16 protein-coding genes are annotated in these 23,174 nt (G+C 40.0%); 11 read left to right on the top strand and 5 right to left on the bottom strand.

Translation table 11 applies throughout. The annotated features are described in order from the left end of the window. Positions 1–418: 418 nt before the first annotated feature. Positions 419–1,741 carry an ATP-binding protein gene (locus BM130_RS11485; protein WP_010526067.1) on the bottom strand — a complete coding sequence of 441 codons (1,323 nt, stop codon included), beginning with the start codon at positions 1,739–1,741 and terminating at the stop codon, positions 419–421. Positions 1,742–2,924: 1,183 nt separating this feature from the next. On the opposite strand from BM130_RS11485, the gene BM130_RS11480 reads away from it, so the two are divergent. From BM130_RS11480 to BM130_RS11430, 10 genes are all read left to right on the top strand, one after another. Next, complete coding sequence (locus BM130_RS11480; protein WP_138956817.1) at positions 2,925–3,674, top strand: class I SAM-dependent methyltransferase; 750 nt, start codon at positions 2,925–2,927, stop codon at positions 3,672–3,674. Between the two features lie 1,077 nt (positions 3,675–4,751). Continuing rightward, positions 4,752–7,379, top strand: coding sequence for an Ig-like domain-containing domain (locus BM130_RS11475; protein ID WP_010526069.1), 2,628 nt, complete (start codon positions 4,752–4,754; stop codon positions 7,377–7,379). 334 nt (positions 7,380–7,713) lie between these two features. Then, positions 7,714–7,935, top strand: coding sequence for a hypothetical protein (locus tag BM130_RS11470; RefSeq protein ID WP_010526070.1), 222 nt, complete (start codon positions 7,714–7,716; stop codon positions 7,933–7,935). An 804-nt stretch (positions 7,936–8,739) separates the two neighbouring features. Further along, positions 8,740–9,810: a 3-phosphoserine/phosphohydroxythreonine transaminase gene (serC, locus tag BM130_RS11465; RefSeq protein WP_010526071.1), complete on the top strand. Its 1,071-nt coding sequence runs from the start codon at positions 8,740–8,742 to the stop codon at positions 9,808–9,810. Positions 9,811–10,465: 655 nt separating this feature from the next. Further along, complete coding sequence (locus BM130_RS11460) at positions 10,466–11,389, top strand: 3-phosphoglycerate dehydrogenase (protein ID WP_010526072.1); 924 nt, start codon at positions 10,466–10,468, stop codon at positions 11,387–11,389. Between the two features lie 11 nt (positions 11,390–11,400). Further along, positions 11,401–12,651, top strand: coding sequence for a DUF1015 domain-containing protein (locus BM130_RS11455; protein WP_010526073.1), 1,251 nt, complete (start codon positions 11,401–11,403; stop codon positions 12,649–12,651). A gap of 150 nt (positions 12,652–12,801) precedes the next feature. Continuing rightward, entirely contained in the window at positions 12,802–13,476 is a 675-nt protein-coding gene (locus BM130_RS11450) for a YggS family pyridoxal phosphate-dependent enzyme (RefSeq protein WP_010526074.1), read from the top strand. A gap of 200 nt (positions 13,477–13,676) precedes the next feature. Further along, positions 13,677–14,663 (top strand): dihydroorotate dehydrogenase-like protein, encoded by a 987-nt coding sequence (locus BM130_RS11445; protein ID WP_010526075.1) that lies wholly within the window; start codon positions 13,677–13,679, stop codon positions 14,661–14,663. 302 nt (positions 14,664–14,965) lie between these two features. Beyond that, positions 14,966–15,904, top strand: a complete 939-nt coding sequence (locus BM130_RS11435) for a hypothetical protein (RefSeq protein ID WP_010526077.1) — start codon at positions 14,966–14,968, stop codon at positions 15,902–15,904. A gap of 2 nt (positions 15,905–15,906) precedes the next feature. Further along, on the top strand, positions 15,907–16,389 hold the full coding sequence (locus tag BM130_RS11430) for a hypothetical protein (protein WP_010526078.1): 483 nt from the start codon (positions 15,907–15,909) through the stop codon (positions 16,387–16,389). Here the strand turns inward: BM130_RS11430 and uvrA are convergent. Genes uvrA through BM130_RS11410 form a run of 4 tightly spaced genes read right to left on the bottom strand, consistent with a single transcriptional unit; the run spans position 16,363 to position 22,243 of the window. Next, entirely contained in the window at positions 16,363–19,188 is a 2,826-nt protein-coding gene (uvrA, locus tag BM130_RS11425) for an excinuclease ABC subunit UvrA (RefSeq protein ID WP_029626433.1), read from the bottom strand. The genes BM130_RS11430 and uvrA overlap by 27 nt on opposite strands. 53 nt (positions 19,189–19,241) lie before the next feature. Then, the gene (locus tag BM130_RS11420; RefSeq protein WP_010526080.1) at positions 19,242–20,303 is read right to left on the bottom strand and encodes an AMP-binding protein; all 1,062 of its coding nucleotides are present in this window, start codon (positions 20,301–20,303) and stop codon (positions 19,242–19,244) included. A 3-nt stretch (positions 20,304–20,306) separates the two neighbouring features. Then, on the bottom strand, positions 20,307–21,329 hold the full coding sequence (locus BM130_RS11415) for an o-succinylbenzoate synthase (protein ID WP_010526081.1): 1,023 nt from the start codon (positions 21,327–21,329) through the stop codon (positions 20,307–20,309). A 5-nt stretch (positions 21,330–21,334) separates the two neighbouring features. Continuing rightward, positions 21,335–22,243 carry a 1,4-dihydroxy-2-naphthoate polyprenyltransferase gene (locus BM130_RS11410; RefSeq protein WP_010526082.1) on the bottom strand — a complete coding sequence of 303 codons (909 nt, stop codon included), beginning with the start codon at positions 22,241–22,243 and terminating at the stop codon, positions 21,335–21,337. A 314-nt stretch (positions 22,244–22,557) separates the two neighbouring features. Here BM130_RS11410 and BM130_RS11405 point away from each other — a divergent pair, with 314 nt between their 5' ends. After that, positions 22,558–23,112 (top strand): RNA polymerase sigma-70 factor, encoded by a 555-nt coding sequence (locus BM130_RS11405; RefSeq protein WP_010526083.1) that lies wholly within the window; start codon positions 22,558–22,560, stop codon positions 23,110–23,112. Positions 23,113–23,174 lie beyond the last annotated feature (62 nt).

The following is a 23,174-nucleotide window of genomic DNA, read 5'->3' as shown; positions in this document are numbered from 1 at the left end:
GAATTAAAGATTATGCGAAAATTGATTAATTTTCCCCTATTTTAGTGGTATACTTTTCGTGAACATTCCTGGTATACTTCTTCCTTATTTTAACAGCTGAAAATAAAGGCCAATAGGCCGTTAGGCTGTTAGGTAATAGGATGTTAGGCTGATTTTGCAATAAACAATTTATATCTACATATTTCTATTTATTTCTACTTATATCTTTTATTCTGACATCTGGCTTCTGGTTTCTGACATCTGGCTTCTGGTTAATTGCATCTAAGCTATATACATTGGAGTCCTTCGGACTCCGTATCTAATAGCCTAATAGCCTAATGACCTATTGGCCTAATGGCCTATCGGCCTATCGGCCTAATAACCCAATGGCCTATTGGCCTATTGGCCTACCCACCTAACAGCCTAATAGCCTATTGGCCTAACTGGCTAAGGGCCTATTGGTCAAAAGCCTCTCGGTCCGGAAGAACGTCTTATAGAAGGGGATCACGTCAACGGAACAACCGTTAAAGGAGAGCGACTCTTCCTCATCGAAAGTAATGATGTATCCATGGTTAAGTTTTAGCTTTTTACAGGCATTGATCAGCCCGCTGATTTCACGCTTACGGGTGTCGTGCTGCTGCAAGGAAAAAGCCACCTGGATGGGAATAAAAGAGTGTGAATCTTGCTCCTGAACAATAAAATCGCATTCCACCTTATTTTTCAAATAGAACAGTTGATACCCCAATTTTATCAGTTCCAGTGCCACCATATTTTCGAAGAGTTTTCCCCTGTTGGAAGAAATGTGGAAGTCCACGGCTGTCAACAGACCGTTGTCGATGACATAAACTTTTTTATCACTTTTGGCCTGTTTAATCTCCGAATAGTCGAATCTACTGATGCTTTGGGTCAGGAATACCGCATTACAATATTCAAGATATTCGTACAGGTATTTATTGCTGATTTTATATCCCATCGATTTCAGGTCGTTATAGGCCTTATTGACCGAGAGGGTTCCGGTAACGGCAGCAAATATTTTTTTAATGAAGAATTTCAACACTTCGGGATTGGCGATGGAATAACGTTCTATAATATCACGGTAAATCATAACGTTGAAATACTCCTGCAGAACTTTGATTTTAAAAGAATGGTCGAAGGCAATAAGCTCGGGAAAACCACCCCCGAGAAGGAACTGCTCCGCCAGATGAATGACCCCGGCACGGTTAGATGTGGTATTCAAGTTGGATGGACCATGATGGGCTCTTACAAATTCAGAAAAACTAAACGGATAAATGGAATAGCTAACAGTTCTTCCTCGTAATTCAGTAGCTATTTCGGTACTTAACAGTCGGGAGTTGGAACCCGTGATAAACAAATTCTTGCATTTGGTATCATAAATACGGCGCACAAACTTCTCCCATCCCTTCACATTTTGTATCTCATCGAAGAAAAAAAAGGCATCACGAAGGTCAACCTCAGGAAATAGTTCCTGATAGGCTTGTAATATGAGGTCCAGATCAGCGGCCTGCAAATTGAGGCGTTCATCCTCAAAGTTGATAAACACAATCTTTTCAGGTATTACCCCGTTCTTCCTAAGCTGATTAACAAGTTGATACAACATAAAGGTTTTGCCGCTGCGTCGGGCCCCCACCAAAGAAATAATCTTACCTGACTTTATTGGTATTTTATATGGCTCCCTTTCTATTATGTTTCCGGGCTCAAACTGTTGGTTTTCCAGGATGATTTCTTTTAGTTGTTGTTTCATTCGTATATAATTTATTTAACTCATTGGCCGAATGGAACTAAGGTTAGTCATTAGTGGTTAGTGATTAGTGCTTAGTGATTAGTCTTTAGTGATTAGTCTTTAGTGGTTAGTCTTTAGTCATTAGTTAATCAACACTAGTCACTAAAGACTGTTGACTAAGGACTAACCACTAATCACTAATGACTATTGACCTCTTCTGCCTTCTGCCTGTGCACTTCTGCCTTAATTTTTATACATGTCCTTTTGTGGCAACAGCCGCCATGCTCGTTTCATCACCAATAGCTTCAGGAATTTAATTCAAGTCTAAATTTAGTAATTTTTACTAAATTCACAGCACAATCTTTAGTCATTTTTACTAAATTCACGACCGGTTGAAACGAGACCAAAGGTCAGAGGTCAGAAGTCAGAAGCCAGACATAAGATATAGGTTGAAATAAATAGAAATAATGTAGATACAAATTGATATAGGTGGAAAAAAAGGCCACCAGGCTATTAGGCCAATGGGCCGGTAGGCCGGTAGGCCAATGGGTTATTAGGCTGATAGGCCATTAGAAAATAGGCCATTAGGCTAATGGGCCGTTAGACCATTAGACCATTTTTACATCATACAATTTATATCTATTTTATTTCCACCGTATTTCTACTTATATCCTTTTATCTGGTTTCTGGCTTCTGGCCTCTGGCATCCGGTCTGTCATTCTACCGCCCCGCTGGGGCTCCGGTTGTATATGGTTGGACTATTGCTACAAAGATGTCGCCGCTCTGCGGCTCTTTTAGGCCATTAGGTCAATAGGTTAATAGGCCATTAGGCTATTTATATCTAATTATATCTATCATATTTCCATTTATATCAACTTATATCCAATAATTATTTCAGACTTCTAAATTCCAATATCATCAGCACATCAGAAAATAGATTATTAGATTTTTAGATGTAAGATTTAAGATGAATATATTACAGAAACATTCTTTTTTAATAAGCACATTAGCACATCAGCACATCAATCCCTTCAATCTCTTCAATCTCATCGCCTAATAGCCTAATAGCCTAATGGCCTAATGGTCTAATGGCCTAATCGCCTAGCGGCCTAATGACCTATTGGCCTAATCGCCTAATGGCCTAGTGGCCTAATTGATTTCCGGTTCTTTATAAATCCTTATCTTTGCAGAAACGACAAACTGAGTGAAAAAAACAAATTCGTCCAATAGCATTTCAACATCCCCTGATATTATGGGGCGGGCCTGTGTCGATTACTACCATACTTCCGATGATAGTTTAAATATAGAAGTATGGAGCAATGTGGCTGAGACGGACGTAATCCCCGTAAACTATCTGTTTCGGTCGTATCACCAAATGCCGGCACTGGAAATAACGGCTCTGCAACATTGTCGGGGACATGTGCTGGACATCGGCGCCTGTGCCGGTCCCCATTCGTTATGGCTTCAGGAACATGGCCATAAAGTCACCGCGTTGGAGACCTCACCCGGCGCTTGTGAGATAATGCAAAAGCGTGGGGTGCGCAATATCATACATGATGATTTTTTCAGATTATCGGCGAACTGCCAGTATGATACTTTGTTGATGATGATGAACGGGATGGGCATTGTTGGCAGTATTAACCGTTTGGGAACCTTTTTCGCCAAAGCCAGACGCTTGCTGGCCCCCGGCGGACAAATAGTGGTAGACAGTTCCGACCTTCGTTATCTTTTTCTGCAAGATGACGGCTCATTACTCATACAACTCAATAACAAATATTACGGTGAAGTGGAATACCGGATGAGCTACAAAGGTGAAAAAGGACGTCGCTTCCCGTGGCTTTTCATCGACGATCAACTGCTGGAGTTTTATGCCGGAAAACACGGCTTTCGGATGGAACGTCTGGCGTTGGGCAATCATTACGATTATCTGGCACGCCTTACGCCACAAACCTAGTCCTATCGTTCGGTCGCCGCTCCGCGGCTGGCAATAAAGGCCACTAGGCTATTAGGCCAATGGGCTGTTAGGCTGGTAGGCCATTAGGTTATTAGGCCAATAGGTTGTTAGGCTGTTAGGCGATGAGATTGAAGAGATTGAGGTGATTGAAGGGATTGATTTGCTAATGTGCTGATTTGCTAATGCAAAAAATAATTCCGTAAAATGTTCATCTAATATCTTGCATCTAAAAATCTAATTATCTATTATTTGATGTGCTGATTTTGAAGCATGCAATTTATATCTATTTTATTTCCACCTTATTTCTATCCTATATCCTTTAATTATTTCTGCCTTAACGTTCTGCTGTTACGTTGGGGCTGCCATTCTGCCATTTCGCCTTTCAACCTTTCCACCATTTGACCCTACCATTTGTGACCAATAATTATTCGACACCTACGGCGTCGATGGTTTTTGTTGCTTATATTTGCTACAAAGCTTTCGCCCCTTCGCGGCTGGCAAAAAAGGCTATTAGGCTAATAGGTTAATAGGCCATTAGGCTGATTTTGCAATAAACAATTTATATCTACATATTTCTATTTATTTCTACTTATATCTTTTATTCTGACATCTGGCTTCTGGTTTCTGACATCTGGCTTCTGGTTAATTGCATCTAAGCTATATACATAGGAGTCCTTCGGACTCCGTTTCTAATAGCCTAATAGCCTAATGGCCTAATGGTCTAATGGCCTAATCGCCTAGCGGCCTAATGACCTATTGGCCTAACTGGCTTCTGCGGGCCGGCGCACCCCCTTCAGGGGGTTGGGGGGTGAAGGTGGGGAGTTTTTACCGGGTTACCGTTCTGTCGCCCCTTCTGCCTGCGAACTTTTACATCTTCTTTATCGGCAAATAATCCCACTTAGTTCATTAAGATTATCCTTTAGTCAAAACTTTATAATCTTTCATCAACTATCACTTTCATAGAGTAATCCTTCCGCATAAAATTAAATAATTTTGGTATCGATTATCTCCATTAATTGGTCGATAATTCAATAGCTTTTGAACATGGTTACTTTGAAATAAAATTTATTAATAAGCATGAATAAACTATTACAAATAATTGGTGGGATTATTTTTGCTTGTCTAGTGTCTTCCTCACAATTGAACGGGCAAACTTATTCACCCGAAATCGGGGCAGTAAATGTTTCCACTTCACCCGTCCTAACCATCACTTTCGATCCCGGAACTGAAATTGAATTTTCTTCAGGAAAATTCATATATTTAGAAACTCAAGAAGACGTTATATTTTATTTATCTACAGGCTCAGACAGATTTGGACCGGATGAGGCTCTTTCCATTTCGGATAATGTCCTGACCATAGATCTTTCCGGCTATAATCTAAATGAAGAAACTGAATACTATGTAACTACAACTGAAAATGCCATTCAGGTCAACGGCAGTTACTGGAACGATTTATATTTCGGAAATCCCAATCAACCGTATTGGACATTCACCACCACCGGTGGATTTCCCTCATGGTATGAAGGCTATCCCAATATTTCCAATCAAAGTCCGACCAGTGTTACCCTCAACGGTCAAACCAACAAGGACGGCACCTATTATTATGTCATAACCACTGACTTTACTGCTCCTTCCGAAACACAAATAGCCGGCGGATATAATCTATATGGTAGTCCTGCCGAATTATCAGGAAGTGGATCTATGACCGCCGACACCCCATTTTCAGAAACCATAAATGTTTCTGCCCTATCGTACGGAAACATCTATTTTCTGCATGTTGTTGCGCAGAACAGCTCAGGGTTCAGTGAAGTTAAAACATATGCTATAGATCTAATCCCTCCAATATTGAACGAAGTTGAGCCGGATGATGGGGCTGAAAATATCTCAATCTATTCAACCATCATTCTTTCCTATTCCGAAAAAATTTTAGGCAGCAATGGTGATTCATTAGCCCAGTCTAACATCACTGATTATATCAGATTATTGAATGGAGAAGGCGAAGTGCCTTACACGTTATCTGTTAGCGATGACGGCAAAACACTCACCCTGACACCCGAATCACCATTGGAAGATAACACGACCTATTCAATCACTTTTTTGCAAAAATTTGAAGACGTATCGGGAAACAAACAAACGGAACTGTCGAGCACCAAAACATTCACTACCGAAGATTTAATCATCTGGACGGGCGAACAGGGCTCCGACTGGACCAATCCCGATAACTGGGATGACACCGTTTATCCCGATGGCGAAAGCGTGCTGATACCTACCGGATTGTCAATTTACCCCGATTTAAACAGCGACTTATCGGTAAAAAATCTGTACATTGAACCCGGTGCTTCATTAACACAAAGTGACGGGACCCTCACCATAACCGGCGTATTTATGCTTCAATCATCATCCGAAGTTAACGCCTCCTTCATTCCGCAGGGCGATTCGCTCATAGTAAATCCCGAAAACGTTATGTTTTATCAAAAGGTTGCCTCGCCAACCCGTAACTATAATTTCGGGGTACCCGTAATTGGGACCAACAAAAGTAACATTGGCATAACCAATTTACTGTATGAATATCAAAATAGTGCGGATAGTTACATTCTTAAAGGGGCCGATGAAACATTAATTCCCGGTACGGGCTATATTTGCCGGAGCGACCAGGATATGATATTTTCAGGAACACCGGTAACCTGGGACTTTACGAAGACGTTGTTACGCAGCAATGCCGGTCTGGGCTGGAACCTTGTCGCCAATCCATATTCTGCCACCCTTGATTTCACTCAATTGGAATTTGATACTTCCGCGGTAGCTCCTTCTTTTTGGATTTGGGATAACGTTAATGAAAAGTACAACACCTATAATGCCACCTCCGGAGTGGGCATAGGTATTCCCAACAATACACCGGATATACCTTCTCATCAGGCGTTCTGGATGAAAGTACAGATAGGCTACTCTTCAGCATCGGTAGGTTTTAGTACCGGTGCTTTAAAGGCTAATACCACCTCTTATCTTAAATCTACATCTACCAAATATCCGATACTCAAGTTGGAATCCATAATAGATGGCAAAACCGATGAAACAGCGGTGGTCTTTGCCGAAAATGCATCAAACGACTACGGTGATACCTATGACACCGACAAAATGTTTACTTACAGCCCTCAATATTGTCAAATTTACACGCTACTAAGCGCAAAATCATTAGCCATTAACGGCCTAATACCTTCTACAACGGATATAATCATCCCGCTGGGTTACAAAATTGATAAAACAGGAAACGTAGAAATTAAAATAAAGGAAAACACGCTGCCTTCCAATTCCAAAGTTTTACTGGAAGATAAGACAACAGGGGAAATAATTAATCTTTCAGAAAACGGATCATACCATTTCATGGCAGAAAATACGGGAACATACAACGACCGTTTCGTGCTTTATGTCTCCGGATCAAAATATATTCCAACCGACATAGAAGAAAACACCAATAACTCAAACGAAAACAAGACCTCAATTTATTCTACCGATTCTGAAATAATTGCATATATCGGCACACTAAAGAATCCCGGATACAAATTAATTGATATAAAAGGCAAAATAATTGCCACCGGAGAGCTTAAACCGCAATCGGAAAACAGAATTAAAGTCTCAAACAAGGGAATGGTAATACTGATTGTTGAATCGGAAAAGGAAAAACTTGAATATAAAACGGTTTTTTAATTTCAGATGACAGATGAAAAGAGATAGAGAGATATGATAGATGTAAAGTAGGTAATGGCCTAATGACCTAGAGGCCTAAGTCCCGAAGGAATGGCAGAAAAAATCAATATATAACTAATTGTATTTAATGAGGGTTGGGATGGCCATCCCTTTAGACTAAAAAAATGAGCATTAATGAATGTGCTGATATGGGCTTTGTTACATTCAGAAGGCAGAAGAAGTTTGTAGTGATTAGTAAATAGTCATTAGTCCTTAGTGTTGATTAAATAATGACTATCCACAAATTACTATTTTAAGCTCATTATACCAAATGAATTAGATAAATTTCACAGGAATGCATAAATGCAAAAAGCCATATACAAGACCTGAACTGCAAGAGGTGAGTTTAGACCGTCATTTTTTATTACTGGCGGCATCTGAAGATGGGCCTCCTGGTCAGGGCGGGCTTTTCTCTACTCTCGATAGTGAAATTAATTCCACTTCCACTGATTATAACAATGAGGATGAAGATATTTTAAAGCAGAATAGCTTCGATGACAATCCTTTTCAAAGGTAAAAAGGGTGGCGAGCAATAGGCCACTAGGCTATTAGGCCAATAGGTTAATAGGCCAATAGGCTGTTAGACTATTTATATCTACCTTATTTCTATTTATATCAACTTATATCCTCTAATTATTTCTGTCTTCTGGCCTCTGGCTTCTATTAGATTATTAGATTATTAGATTATTAGATTATTAGATTTTTAGATATAAGATATAAGATGAATATTTCACAGAAACATTCTTTCAAAATTAGCATATTAGCACATCAATCCCCTCAATATCACCGCAAAACAGCCTAACGGCCTAATGACCTATTGGCCAAAAGGGCTGTTTTTATCTACTCTATTTCTACTTGTATCTTTTAATTCTCAGTTATTTCCACTGTGAAACACTGTGAAGTCCTCTGTGGTACTCTGTGTAATTTAATATATCACAGAGTTTCACAGTGGTAACACAGAGTTTCACAGAGTGCTAATAGCCTACCAGGCCGTTAGGTTGTTAGGCCAATAGGCCATTGGCTATTTTATATCTACATATTTCCATTTATATCAACTTATATCCTCTAATTATTTCTGACTTCCGGCTTCCGGCCTCTGGCTTCTGACTTCTGTCCTCTGGCTTCCGACCTCTGTCTTCTATCCTAATTAATGAAAAAAATCAGCAAAAGGAAGCCGGGGAAAACCATTATTCACTAACTTTGGGCTGATTAAAATCATATGCCAAAAGCTTGCATTTATGCAATTTTAAGTTTTAGAACATCACAGTAGCATTAATCGAATATTAAATCAATGTATAATCATCATTAAAATTAACAGGGAATGAAGAAACACAACTTTTATGCAGGCCCATCCATTTTACCGGAATATACGATCAAAAACACCGCCGAAGCTGTGCTGAATTTTGCAGGTACCGGCTTGTCGGTAATGGAAGTATCGCACCGTGGGAAAGAATTTGTGGCAGTAATGGACGAAGCGCGCGCGCTTTTCAAAGAGATACTAGATATTCCGCAAGGCTATGAGGTACTTTTTCTAGGAGGTGGTGCCAGCACACAGTTTTGCATGGTTCCTTACAACTTATTGAACAAGAAGGCTGCTTATTTAAATACCGGAGCATGGGCCTCAAAAGCGCAAAAAGAAGCTCATCTTTTTGGGGAAGTTGTGGAGGTGGCTTCATCCAAAGATGCCAACTATAACTATATCCCTAAAGGATTTTCTGTACCCGAAGATGCCGACTACCTTCATATAACCACCAACAACACCATTTATGGTACCGAAATAAAAGAGGACCTGGATGTAAATGTTCCGTTGGTGGCCGATATGTCGTCTGATATTTTTTCTCGCCCGGTAGATGTATCCAAATATGCATTGATATATGGAGGTGCCCAGAAAAATCTGGCTCCGGCCGGCGTGGCTTTTGTAGTTGTAAAAACCGACATTTTGGGAAAGGTTGACCGCCCCATTCCAACAATGCTGGATTATCGCACCCATGTTGAAAAAGGGTCGATGTTTAACACACCTCCGGTGCTTCCTGTCTTTGCAGCCCTCCAAACACTGAAATGGCTGAAACAACAGGGAGGCGTTGCTGAAATGCAAAAACGCAACCGGGAAAAGGCAGCACTACTTTATGATGAAATCGACCGAAACAAATTGTTCAAAGCCACCGTCACCAACCACGAAGACCGTTCCCTTATGAACATATGCTTTGTAATGAATGAAGAATATGCCGACCTGGAAAAAGAATTCCTTGACTTCGCTACGCAACGTGGTATGGTTGGAATTAAAGGTCACAGAAGTGTAGGTGGTTTCAGAGCCTCTACCTATAATGCATTGCCTATTGAAAGCGTTAAAGCGCTGGTAGAAGTGATGCAGGAATTTGAAAGGAAGCACTAAATGTAAGGCAGAAGTGCACAGGCAGAAGGCAGAAGGGAATTTATTAATTCCGTATTTGCGAGCGGGAAATTTCCCCTTTAGGGGATTAAGGGGTGAGCGTTTGCCATAATGATATATTCAGGCAGAAGTGCACAGGCAGAAGGCAGAAGGGGAATTTATTTATTCCGTAATTTGCGAGCGGGGGATTTCCCCTTTAGGGGATTAAGGGGTGAGCGTTTGCCATAATGCTATATTCAGGCAGAAGTGCACAGGCAGAAGGCAGAAGGGGAATTTATTTATTCCGTATTTGCGAGCGGGGGATTTCCCCTTTAGGGGATTAAGGGGTGAGCGTTTGCCATAATGATATATTCAGGCAGAAGTGCACAGGCAGAAGGCAGAAGAAGGCATTAGTGGTTAGTTCATTAGTGGTTAGTTCATTAGTGATTAGTGATTAGTGATTAGTACATTAGTGGTTAGTGGTTAGTGATTAGTGTTAATGAACTAATAACCAATAAACTAATGACTAATCACTAACTTTAAATTTCATCAGTATAAAATTTATCTAATTCATTGGTCTGATGGAACTCGCATGACTTAAAGTTTATAGATGTCCTTATTGTGACAATTCTTTTTAGTCATGCTCGTTTCATTCAACCAATAACAAAAAAATATATCAATGGAAAAGATACTTGTTGCCACACAAAAGCCATTTGCATCAGAAGCAATTAAAAAGATTAAAGAAATAACCGACAGGGAAGGCTATGAGCTAAGCCTTCTGGAAAAATATTCAACCGCCGAGGAGCTGAAAACAGCGGTTGCAGATGCAGAGGCATTAATAGTAAGGTCAGATAAGGTAACTGCCGAAGTAATTGAAGCGGCTAAAAATCTAAAAATTGTGGTTCGGGCCGGTGCCGGATATGACAACCTCGATTTAGATGCTTGTAGTGCCAAAGGCATTGTAGCCATGAATACACCAGGCCAAAATTCGAATGCTGTTGCCGAACTGGCTTTTGGGATGATGGTCTATATGGCCCGCAACAAATTTAACGGCACGGCAGGTACCGAATTAAGAGGCAAAACACTGGGGATACATGCTTATGGCAATGTGGGAAAATATGTAGCCCAAATAGCCAGGGGCTTTGGCATGGAGGTTTTTGCGTTTGACCCTTTTGTCCCCGCCGAAAAAATTAAAAACGACGGCATAACACCCGTGAAAACGGTTGAAGAACTTTACCAAACCTGCCAATATGTATCTCTTCATATCCCGGCCAATGAGCAAACCAAAAAATCTATTAAAGCTTCACTATTAGAGCTTATGCCCTCGGGAGCAGTGTTGGTCAACACAGCCCGAAAAGAAGTTATAGACGAAGAGAGTTTGGCCCTCTTAATGGAAAAAAGAACTGACTTTACCTATATCTCCGACATAGCACCGGATAATAAATCTCTTTTTGAAGAAAAATTCAGCGACCGATGTTTTTTCACACCCAAAAAGATGGGTGCACAAACAGCCGAAGCTAATATCAATGCCGGCGTGGCGGCTGCCAACCAAATTATTAAATTCTTTAAAACCGGAGATGAAACCTATAGAGTAAACAAATAAAATTAATCTGTATGACTATTGTTAAGCCTTTTAGGGGCCTTCGCCCACCAAAGACTATCGCCGCCGGTCTTTCATGTCTCCCCTATGATGTTATGAACCGCCACGAAGCCGCTGAAATGGCCAAAGGGAAAGATTATTCCTTACTGCATATTACCCGTGCCGAAATTGACTGTCCCCCTGAAGTCAATATTCATTCCGAAACGGTATATAAAAAGTCGGCTGAAAACTATAGAAAATTCAAAGAAAAAGGTTGGCTGGTCCAGGACGATGAACCCCGCTTCTATATTTACGCTCAGACGATGAATGGCCATACCCAGTACGGGATTGTGGGTTGTGCTGCTTGCTCCGACTATGAAAAAGGCATCATCAAAAAGCATGAATTAACCAGGCCCGATAAGGAAGAAGACCGGATGATACATATCCGCACCAACAACGCCAATCTGGAACCCGTATTTTTCAGCTATAAGGCTGTCCCGGAAATCGATGCCATCGTAAAAAATATTGTTGACAACCAGGAACCTGAGTACGATTTCACATCTGAAGAGAATGGCTTTGGTCACCATTTCTGGGTAGTCTGGGATTCCGACACCAACCGAAAATTAGAAGAGCTTTTCGCAACCAAAGTTCCCTGTACCTATGTGGCTGACGGTCACCATCGCACCGCAGCAGCCGCAAGAGTAGGATTGGAAAAAAAGGCAAATAACCCCAATCATACCGGCAAAGAGGAGTATAACTTTTTTATGGCCGTTCACTTCCCGGATAATCAGCTGCAAATTATCGATTATAACAGAGTGGTTAAAGATTTAAACGGCCTGTCGACACAAGCCTTTCTGGAAAAAATTGAAAAGGTTTTTGAGGTTAAAGAAATGGGTGGCCGGGCATATAAGCCTTCCCAACTACATGAATTTAGCATGTACCTTGAGGGCAAATGGTATAAACTCTCCGCCCGACCGGGAACTTTTGACGACCAGGACCCAATCGGTGTTTTGGATGTAAGTATTCTGTCGAGACATGTTCTCGATAAAATCCTGGACATAAAAGACCTGCGAACTTCAAAACGCATTGATTTTGTAGGTGGTATCCGGGGATTGGAAGAGTTGCAACGCAGAGTTGATTCGGGAGAGATGAAGGTCGCTTTTGCTCTCTTTCCCGTCTCCATGCAACAACTCATTAACATTGCCGATACGGGTAACATTATGCCACCTAAAACGACATGGTTCGAACCCAAATTACGTTCCGGATTAGTCATACATGAACTTTAATCACAAAATTTAAGTTTTTGATTAGTCGTTAGTGGTTAGTTATTAGTTTGGTTTCAAATTGACCTATGAACTAACGACTAATCACTAATGACTAAAAAACTTTGAAAAAATATTGGAAAACGAAAGTCTGTAAAATATTATTCATCAACCATGTCAACAGTGTCACAAAATCTTACGGAGTTAAAAAAGCAGTTGCCGGCAAATGTAACCTTAGTGGCTGTCTCGAAGACCAAGCCGGCAGAACAAATTATGGAAGCCTACCAATCGGGCCATCGTATTTTTGGAGAAAATAAGGTGCAAGAAATGACAAAAAAATACGAACAACTGCCCAAAGATATTCAATGGCACATGATTGGTCACCTGCAGCGTAACAAAGTAAAATACATAGCACCCTACGTTTCACTAATACACAGTGTTGACAGCCTGCGGTTGCTCCAGACCATTAATAAGGAGGGGGCTAAAAACAATCGTGTTATACCTTGCCTGCTTCAAATTCACATAGCAAAAGAGGAAACTAAGTTTGGCCTTAATGAGACAGAGCTTTTCGAAATCCTGGATGGCGATGAAATCAAAAACCTTAACCACATAACCATCAATGGGTTAATGGGAATGGCAACCTTTACAGAAGATAAGGAAAAAATACGTTCAGAGTTTAAAACATTGAAAAACCTTTTTGATACGGTAAAAAATCGATATTTCAGTGATAATAGCACCTTCTCTGTCCTTAGCATGGGCATGTCCGGTGATTATCAGATAGCCATAGAAGAAGGGAGCAATATGATAAGGGTTGGCAGCGCAATTTTTGGTGAACGCCGGTATCAGTAATCATTGAAACTTCGCAGCTTTTGATTATATTTGTTAACCTGTTACGATATCATTTTTGATGCAAAAAATGTTTTAACCGGCTGTCATTAAAATATTTATTTTTTTGACGCGTTAGATTTTACAGAACATTATCAGGTATTAAGTACGGATAAATAAACGAATCAAACGATATAATTATCACAACATAATATCAATAATCCATGGCAAATTTAAAGACCACCTATCTGGGTATAGAACTAAAAAACCCGGTAATTGTAAGCAGCTCAGGATTAACCAACAGCATTGAAAAAATAAAACAATTGGAAGATGCCGGTGCCGGGGCAGTGGTGTTAAAATCTTTATTTGAAGAACAAATATCCCACGAAATAAATCACGAAATAGACAGAGGTCATGGGATGGATTATCCTGAGGCTATGGATTATATACAAGCATATACCAGAGAACATTCGGTAAGTGCTTATCTGAAATTAATTCGCGATGCTAAGGCAGCAGTAAAGATTCCCGTTATAGCCAGTATTAACTGTTTTTCGGCTGATGAATGGGTGAATTTTGCACAGGAGATTGAAAATGCCGGTGCCGATGCCCTGGAATTGAATGTTTTCCGAATCAACACCGACAAAAACAGCCAATCAGCTGATTACGAAAAGCTCTATTTTCAGATTGCCGAAATGGTTAGTAAAGTGGTAACCATTCCGGTAGCCATGAAGATAGGCCCCTATTTTTCTAACCTGGTTGGTGTAATTAACCGAATCTCCGTCTCGGGGGTTAAAGGTGCTGTACTTTTCAATCGTTTCTATGAACCGGATATCGACATAAATACTCTTCAGCTCAAATCGGCAGAAGTATTTAGCACTCCTGCTGACATCAGACAATCCTTACGATGGGTCGCAATAACCAGTGCCAAAATTAAAAACATTGATATTTCAGCCTCTACAGGGGTTCATGACGGCACTGCTGCCATTAAGTTATTACTTGCCGGTGCACAAACAGTTCAGGTTTGTTCCGCTATTTACAAAAACGGTCCCTCCGTTATCACCCGGATAAATGATTTTATGAAACAATGGATGGATGACAAGAAGTTTAACTCGGTAGAAGATTTCAGAGGGAAAATGAATTATAGCAGTATTAAAAATCCGGTGATGTACGAACGGTCACAGTTTATGAAATATTTTTCTAATTTTGAATAAAATTCCTTTTTGAACAATCTTACAGACAAAGGTTATCTTAGGGCAAATTTCCGGACACCATTTTTTTCAAATCTTATATGGGTTTGAAAATGAGAATTTATTGTACTATCTTGTAACAACCTGTAGTTATAAATAAAAAAAGGATAAAAATTACCCGACCATTGTGCCGGGGTAAAAGTATAATGATATTTCCTTTTTATTGAAAAATGTAACCCGTCAAATGTAATGCTTGTTTCGTTGACATTCAACATTCAGGCATAAACCACGGGAATTCGGAAGCCATTAAAGATAATTTTTTCGACATGAAGCATTATTACCATTTAAAATGTTCATTCAGTAGTTTCGGATTATTGCTGACCATTATGATATTCTTTTCAGCCTGTCATTCACAGGGTGAAAAAAAGCAATCAGAAAAATCGGAAAAAGAAGAGATAGAATCTGCAGCTATAGAAAATCAATTGAAAGAAGATTTAAAAAAATCGAAATTGATATTGTATTCTCTTCCCTCACCGTTAGAGACTTCAATGCTTATAAAGAAAGCCGGTGCCACTTTTGATAAAACGCGGTTAAACTCACCGGGTAACATTTCAAAATACAATACCAATTTAAAAATGGCACTTAATTTAGGAATATACAGTGCCGATTTGAGTTATTCCAGTCTCTTTGACCAGTCGGAAACAACCATTGAATACATGAATGTTGCCCGTCAACTGGCTGAAGAACTTGGTGTTTTAGGTATTGTGGATGAAGCAACCATCAAAAAGCTGGAAGAGAACATGAACAACAGAGAGGTGGTGATGGATATTATTTCCGAAACATACATGAATGCCAATGCATACCTCTCTGATAATAACAGAGCAGCAGTTTCGGTCATGGTGTTAGCCGGCGGATGGATTGAAGGCCTGTACCTGGCATCTTCCCTCACCAATGGTTCTGTGGAAAACAATAAAAATTTGGTTGAGAGAATTTTATATCAAAAGTTATCATTGGAAACCCTGCTTAACATGTTGGAAACATATCAGGATAATCCCGATATAGCCAAATTGATTGGCATATTTAAAGAACTGCAAGCAGCCTTCGATAAAGTAACAATTGTGAATACTTCCCCGATAGAAGCAATTACCGATACTGTTCGTCGCTTAACAACCATCCGGGCAGAAAGTGAAATTGAAATTGAACCGGAAGATTTTGTCCGCTTATGTAAAAAAATTGAAGAAATTAGGTCTGACTTTGTATCCTGACAATGCCCGCAAAATACAAATACAGAATTAAAGCCCTAAAAAAACTCAAAAAAGAATGGTACATTGGTATTTTAATGGTATCCTTTTTAACGGGCATTTTGCCGAGTGCCTCACCCCAATGTAGCGGCTTTGCCAGGGCTTTGTCCAAACCGGAACTTTCGCCCTATGTCCATGACGGAAACTTCACTGCAACCATATTGGGTGAAGGTGAAACGGTTATTCTAAGAAAGACAATTTTTCAAGGTCAAAAATACCGTTTTGTGGTAAAAGGTATAGCAGATTTACCTCCCATACATTTCCGAATCCTTCACGACAACCAGATATTGTTTGATAATGCCCGTTACGATTATGCTTCGAAATGGGATTTTACGGCCGAAGCTACGCGTACCATATCCATAGAAGTAACAGTAACCGAAGATGACAACTCACAAACTCAGAAAGGCGGATGTGTTGCCATCTTAGTAGGCATTGACCCCAACCGATAAATATGGCGCCAAATACCGTGAAGTGTACCCATGACCACTTTTTACCATATCCTCGGGTGTTCCGGCAAACACTACATTACCACCATTTTTACCTCCTTCGGGACCAAGGTCGGTAATCCAATCGGCAGATTTAATCACCTCCATATTGTGCTCGACCACAATAATAGAATGCCCTTTTTCTATCAATGCCCGGAACGCTTTCAGCAACTTTTGGATATCATGGAAATGTAAACCTGTTGTGGGTTCATCAAAAATAAAAAGCGTTGGTTCGGTTTTCTCCAGAGCCAGGAATGAAGCCAGCTTAACACGTTGACTCTCACCACCGCTTAACGTACTCGACGATTGTCCCAAACGCACATAACCAAGGCCTACTTCCGATAGTGGCTTTAACCTGGTGACGATTCTTTTTTCAATTGTTCCCTGTGCTTCCCCGAAAAAAGCAATGCTCTCATCAACCGTCATCTCCAGAATATCGTATATATTTTTACCACGATATTTTACGTCAAGAATTTCGGGTTTAAAACGTTTCCCATGGCAACTTTCACAAGTCAAAACGATATCGGCCATGAATTGCATTTCAATCTTTATAGTACCTTCGCCCTGGCACTCATCGCAACGTCCACCCTCCACATTGAAAGAAAAACTGGCCGGTTTAAATCCATTAATTTTTGAAGCCTGTTGTTCGGCCATTAGCTTTCGAATCTCATCATAGGCTTTTAAATATGTGGCAGGATTAGACCTGGAAGATTTTCCAATTGGATTTTGGTCAACAAATTCAACATCTGCAATGGCTTCGGTATTCCCTCTCAGCAAATCGAAGTCTCCGGCTTTTTCAGCAGTTCCACCCTTTATTTTCTTCAATGCAGGAAAAAGTATTTTCCTCACTAACGACGATTTTCCGGACCCACTAACACCTGTTATTACATGCAAAACATTTAAGGGAAATTTTACATTAATATTTTTAAGGTTATTTTCACGGGCCCCTGCAACTTCCAATGCCAAATTCCACGAGCGTCGGGACGAAGGAACTTCTATTTTTCTGGTCCCGTTAAGATATTGTGTTGTGAGACTATCTGCTTGCTCCAATGCTCTATAATCTCCCTGAAAAACAACGTTTCCGCCATGCTGACCGGCCCCCGGCCCAATATCAATGATTTCGTCACTTGCACGAATAATCTCTTCATCGTGCTCTACCACAATCACTGTATTTCCTAAGGCCTTTAAATGCCTGAGCACATTTATCAGAAGATGAGTGTCACGAGGATGCAGACCAATACTTGGCTCGTCCAAAATGTACAATGACCCGACCAAACTACTACCCAAAGAGGTTGCCAGGTTAATACGTTGACTCTCACCACCCGAAAGCGTCGATGAAAGTCTGTTCAGAGTTAAATACCCTAATCCTACCTCATTAAGAAACTGTAATCGGGCATTGATTTCGGTAAGCAATCGTTTTGCTACTTTTAATTCATGGTCGGTTAAAGAAAGATTACGGAAAAATTCTGCCAACTCCGATACCGGCATTAAGACCAGCTCATGGATGCTCTTCCCCCCTACCTTAACATACATGGCCTCCTTTTTAAGGCGTGTCCCGTTACAATCCCGACAAACCGTCTTTCCTCTGTAACGGGAAAGCATTACTCTATACTGAATTTTATATTGTTTGGATTCAAGATGTTTAAAAAATTCATCCAATCCATGAAAATACTGATTGCCGGTCCATAACAGGCGTCTTTGTTCCGGCGTCAGCTGATAGTATGGTTTATGAACGGGGAACCCGAATTTATGCGCATTACGCACCAAAAGATTTTTCCATTCACCCATTTTCTCACCCCGCCAGCAAGCAATGGCATCATCATAAACAGACAAATTTTTATCGGGAACAACAAGGTCTTCGTCAATGCCGATAACATTTCCGAAACCTTCGCAAGTAGGACAGGCACCAATGGGATTGTTAAACGAAAACATATGTTCGGAAGGCTCTTCGAAGGCAATGCCATCTTCTTCAAACCTATTAGAAAAAGTAAAGCCTTCTGTAGTATCACCCTTGAAAATTTTTATCAAACACTCACCTTTCCCCTCATAAAATGCAGTTTGAACAGAATCGGCAATTCGCGAAACGGTATCTTCATCTTCTTTACTGACACTTATTCTGTCAATTACCAGGTTTAGCTCCTTGCACCGTTTCAGTTTTTCATCATCCTTTAATAATTCTTGAATACGTATAAAATTACCTTCTGACTCTACTCTGCTGAACCCTTGCTGTAATAATACCTGTAAATGTTCGTGGCAGGTACGGTTTTCAGGAATAGAGACCCGAGCCAGTACAGCCATTTTGGTGCCGTCATCGTACCCATTGATAAAATTCAGAACATCAGTGGTATTATGTTTTTTCACCTCTTTTCCCGAGATGGGTGAATAAGTTTTACCAATCCTGGCAAATAATAGTTTGAGATAGTCATAAATTTCGGTGGAAGTTCCAACGGTAGACCTGGGATTTCTGGTATTTACCTTTTGCTCAATGGCAATAGCTGGTGGAATGCCTTTAATATAATCTACTTCGGGTTTGTCGAGCCGTCCGAGAAATTGTCGGGCATAAGCACTGAGGCTTTCTACATACCGGCGTTGTCCTTCCGCATATAGTGTATCGAAAGCAAGAGAACTCTTACCGGAACCGGAAACACCGGTAATAACGATAAACTTATTTCGGGGAATATCCAGGTCGATATTTTTAAGATTATGTACCCGGGCCCCTTTAATGGATATGTAATTGGAATTATCGAATTTTCTTTTACGCATCGTATTACAATCAAAATTGACCAGCAAAGATACCAAAAGATAGGCAGGAATGGTCACACTCTTTTAATTTTCCCATTCGCGGTCATCGGGAAAGGTCTTTTTTCAACAATATCTCTTGGGGCCTGATAGGGTGGCAGAATATTTTTTAATTGTTTAAGTATAGTATGAACATCCTTAGGTTTTTTTTCAACCACAAGCACAATTTCTTGCCCTAACGAAGCATGAGGACGCGAAGAGATATAAAAAGGTCCGGGAATAATCCCTTCTATTTTTTTTTCGATTACTTCGGGCGATACTTTTATTCCTCCGGTATTGATAATATTATCGAATCTTCCGTTAATTCGAAATGTTCCATCCTCATTAATTTCAGCCAAATCATTCGTTACTATCCAATCATTGGTAATACCTCCGGCCTTTAACATTAAACATCCTCGAGAATCTGTCGTCACCTTAACATTATTCAAAGGTGTAAAAAAAGCTACTTCTTTTGGCCCGTTCAAAGGTCTTAAAGCGATATGTGACAATGTTTCAGTCATTCCGTATGTTTCCCATGCCCGAAAAGGCTGAGATTTTAATTTATTTTCCAATAGGGCTGTCACCGCACTTCCACCCAAAATAACCCTTTTTAACAGATGTAAGGCACTTTTGCCATCTGTTAGTTCATTCATCATTTGCATGGGTGTTAAAGCAGCAAAATCCACAGATTCGGAAAGATACTGCAACGGCCTTCCACAGACAGGAACAGGCAACAGGTTAAGTTCTCCGGCAAAAGCTCTGACCACCATCATTTTCCCGGCTATATAACCGGCAGGAAGGCAAAGTAAAGCCTTCATCCCCGGTTTCAACCTAAAAAATTCGATGGTGTTAAAAGCCGAATGCAACATAGCACTCTTAGCCGCTTTCATCTTTTTAGGCTTCCCTGTTGAGCCGGAAGTTTGAATCTCCACATACTCATCATCACTAAGCCATTCAGCAATAAAGGCATATAGTGCTCTTTCCCATTCAGAGGTTTGAGCGTCGGCAAGTTTTTGATGACACAAAGTCATCAAATCTTCAAAATGATAAGTTTCACCATAAATGGTTAATTGTCTGTATGCTTTAAAATTGTATTGCATAATTCAGGCATGCCTCCACAACTGACCGTTTTTAATAAATAAAGGGACTGTCACATTATTAGTAAAGACTTGTCCCGTTCCCAAGCCCTGAGGCATTGGATTGTTGAGTGTAAAAGTCCATTGAGCAATGGCATTGAGACCTATATTACTTTCAAGCGCCGAAGTAACCCACCATCCGGCATTAATCTGATTAGCCACTTCAATCCATTCGAGCGAAGCTTTAAAGCCTCCAAGTAAACCCGGTTTTAAAATTAAATATTGAGGACGAATGGTTTCAGCAAGTTTTCTTTTTTCATCTATTTCGAAGACACCGATAAGTTCTTCATCCAGAGCTATGGGAAGCGGCGTATTTTCACATAAAAGAGCCATTTCCTGCCATTGTCCCGCCATAATGGGCTGTTCAATTGAGTGGATATCCAGTTTTGCCAACCGCTCCAAAATACCCGGTGCTTCGGCCGGTGTAAAAGCCCCATTGGCATCAACTCTTAATTCAAGAAACTCTTTAGAAAAACGCTTTCTAAGCTGTTGAAGTATTTTATACTCCGCCTCAAAATCCAAAGCGCCAATTTTCATCTTCAGACAAGTAAATCCGGCCTCTATTTTGTCCTCTATCTGTTGCAACATATAATCAATTGTCCCCATCCAGATAAGCCCGTTTATAGGTATTCCGCACTTCCCTTGCGTGAAGTCGGAAGGATAAAGGATGCCGCTTTTACTACCCTTCAAATCTATCATCGCTGTTTCCACAGCAAATCGAACCGCAGGCCAATCCTTTAAAACTTCATGATAACGGTCTTGAAGAGAATCTATATTTTCGCAAACAAATTTTATTTTATCTTCAATCCCGGGCTTATCATCCGGGCTTAATTTAGGCAGGATAGAACATTCTCCAATACCTTTTTTTAAAGGGTTATTTGCATGGTACAAATAAATGAACCAACCTGATTTTTGGGTTAGTACTCCCCTCGATGTTCCTCCCGGTGTCTTAAATTTTAATGTATAAGGTTTATATTCGGCTTTAAGCATAACTTTTAAAATAGATATAATCCAATTCCATACAGGATGACCATGAGTAAAGTTCCAAGAGTCAGATTCTTTAGTTGACCATCAAGCCCGGACAAAGGTGCTTTAAAACGTAGCACTGCAATACCATTAACAAAAAAAGGCGGTAATGCCAAAAGAGCTAACCATGGACCGCGAGAAGGCTCATAAACAATGCACCATACAATTAAAGCCATCCATCCGCATAAAATAAGAAATAAATGGTAGAAAGCAGCCATTTTTCTGCCAATCATTACCGGGATGGTTCTCTTGCCGGCCTTAATGTCACTATTTATGTCACGAATATTGTTAAGGTTAAGAACGCCCGTACTAAAGGCACCTATTGAAACAGCAGGCAGCAACACAGGCCATTGCCAGCTGCCGGCATGTAGATAATAAGTACCCCCTACGCCTAACAAACCAAAAAATATAAAAACAAAAAGGTCGCCTAAGCCTCGATATCCATATGGCTTAGAACCAACGGTATATTTTATGGCTGCAATTAATGCCGAAATTCCTAAAAGGAAAAAAGTAACAATCATCAAAATGTGACCGGATAAAGCCTTAAAGATTAAAATTATACCCGATATCAAGGCCAATAAACCAAATAGCACCATGGCCTTTTTCATTTGTTTTAATGTTATAACCCCTTTCTGAATCATTCGTTGCGGACCTTGTCTTTCCTCATTATCCGTCCCCGATACCGCATCGCCGTAGTCGTTGGCCATATTAGATAATATCTGAAGAAACAGAGTAGTCAAAGAGGCCCATATTAATACGGACAGCCTAAATTGACCCTGTCCGGCCGCGACAAGCGAACCCATAAAAATTGTAGACAAAGCTAAGGGCAAGGTTCTCAATCGGAAGGATATAATCCAAGCTCGTAAATTTAATGCCATTTGAATTTGATTTTAAATCGTCCAAAATTAACCATTTTAGTCCTATAATATGATTAGAGATTTGGTTTAAATTCACAAAAGCTTTTAAATATTTATTGTCAGTTCCGGGGCTATTTAACCGAAAAAAAATTAATCCCAAATTATTTATTTTTGTCCATTCAACCTTCTTTCGGTCAAAAAAATATCTCCTACAATAAGGGTTTATTGTAAATTTTGTGTCATATTAATGATTGAACATTATGAGGTTATTGGAAATAACATCAACATTCAAAACACAAAGCTATAAAATCGCCCTGTGGGTGAAATGAATTTAAATGAAAAAGTCACTAACAGACAAGCAAATAGTAAAACGTATAGCCAAAGGTGATGAACATGTTTTCGAACAGTTGTTTCATGCCAAATACGCTCATTTAGTGCTATTTGCAATGAAGATGATTCCCGACCGGATGGAAGCGGAAAACATTGTTCAAATGGTGTTTATTAAATTATGGGAAAAACGTAATGTATTAAAAATTAAATCGTTGAACGCTTATCTAATGATGACGGTACGAAACCATTGTCTGAATGTTATAAAGCGGTCACGATATCACTATTCTGTAGATAACCTTCCTCAACTTCCGGACGTTGAGGAAAACGATATTCAACAGAAAGAGGAAATGTTGAAGTTGGTCTATTCTATTATCGACACGATGCCTCTCCAACGTAAGAAGATATTCAAAATGAGTCGATTAGACGGACTAAAGTATAAAGAAATTGCTAATATTCTGAATATATCGCCCAAAACTGTTGAAGCACAAATGGGGAAAGCATTAAAAACGTTACGTGAAACAATTGCTTTTGGAACAATAAAACAGAAAAACACGCATTAGGGAAAAGAAAAAAGCTAACCGTAAAAGCTAAAAATCTGAAATTGGATAATATAGAATATTTA

The sequence above is a fragment of the Thermophagus xiamenensis genome, from assembly GCF_900112795.1.
Lineage (GTDB): Bacteria > Bacteroidota > Bacteroidia > Bacteroidales > Marinilabiliaceae > Thermophagus > Thermophagus xiamenensis.
Note: the sequence above shows the minus strand (reverse complement) of the source record. Positions and strands in the feature narration are given on the sequence as shown.

Excerpts from the sequence above, each read along its gene's own strand:
- BM130_RS11485 (WP_010526067.1), bottom strand. The coding sequence starts at position 1,741 with ATGAAACAACAACTAAAAGAAATCATCCTGGAAAACCAACAGTTTGAG.
- BM130_RS11455 (WP_010526073.1), top strand. The coding sequence starts at position 11,401 with ATGACTATTGTTAAGCCTTTTAGGGGCCTTCGCCCACCAAAGACTATC.
- BM130_RS11410 (WP_010526082.1), bottom strand. The coding sequence starts at position 22,243 with ATGGCATTAAATTTACGAGCTTGGATTATATCCTTCCGATTGAGAACC.
- BM130_RS11420 (WP_010526080.1), bottom strand. The coding sequence starts at position 20,303 with ATGCAATACAATTTTAAAGCATACAGACAATTAACCATTTATGGTGAA.
- BM130_RS11435 (WP_010526077.1), top strand. The coding sequence starts at position 14,966 with ATGAAGCATTATTACCATTTAAAATGTTCATTCAGTAGTTTCGGATTA.
- BM130_RS11475 (WP_010526069.1), top strand. The coding sequence starts at position 4,752 with ATGAATAAACTATTACAAATAATTGGTGGGATTATTTTTGCTTGTCTA.
- BM130_RS11460 (WP_010526072.1), top strand. The coding sequence starts at position 10,466 with ATGGAAAAGATACTTGTTGCCACACAAAAGCCATTTGCATCAGAAGCA.
- uvrA (WP_029626433.1), bottom strand. The coding sequence starts at position 19,188 with ATGCGTAAAAGAAAATTCGATAATTCCAATTACATATCCATTAAAGGG.
- BM130_RS11450 (WP_010526074.1), top strand. The coding sequence starts at position 12,802 with ATGTCAACAGTGTCACAAAATCTTACGGAGTTAAAAAAGCAGTTGCCG.
- serC (WP_010526071.1), top strand. The coding sequence starts at position 8,740 with ATGAAGAAACACAACTTTTATGCAGGCCCATCCATTTTACCGGAATAT.
- BM130_RS11415 (WP_010526081.1), bottom strand. The coding sequence starts at position 21,329 with ATGCTTAAAGCCGAATATAAACCTTATACATTAAAATTTAAGACACCG.
- BM130_RS11445 (WP_010526075.1), top strand. The coding sequence starts at position 13,677 with ATGGCAAATTTAAAGACCACCTATCTGGGTATAGAACTAAAAAACCCG.
- BM130_RS11470 (WP_010526070.1), top strand. The coding sequence starts at position 7,714 with ATGCATAAATGCAAAAAGCCATATACAAGACCTGAACTGCAAGAGGTG.
- BM130_RS11405 (WP_010526083.1), top strand. The coding sequence starts at position 22,558 with ATGAAAAAGTCACTAACAGACAAGCAAATAGTAAAACGTATAGCCAAA.
- BM130_RS11430 (WP_010526078.1), top strand. The coding sequence starts at position 15,907 with ATGCCCGCAAAATACAAATACAGAATTAAAGCCCTAAAAAAACTCAAA.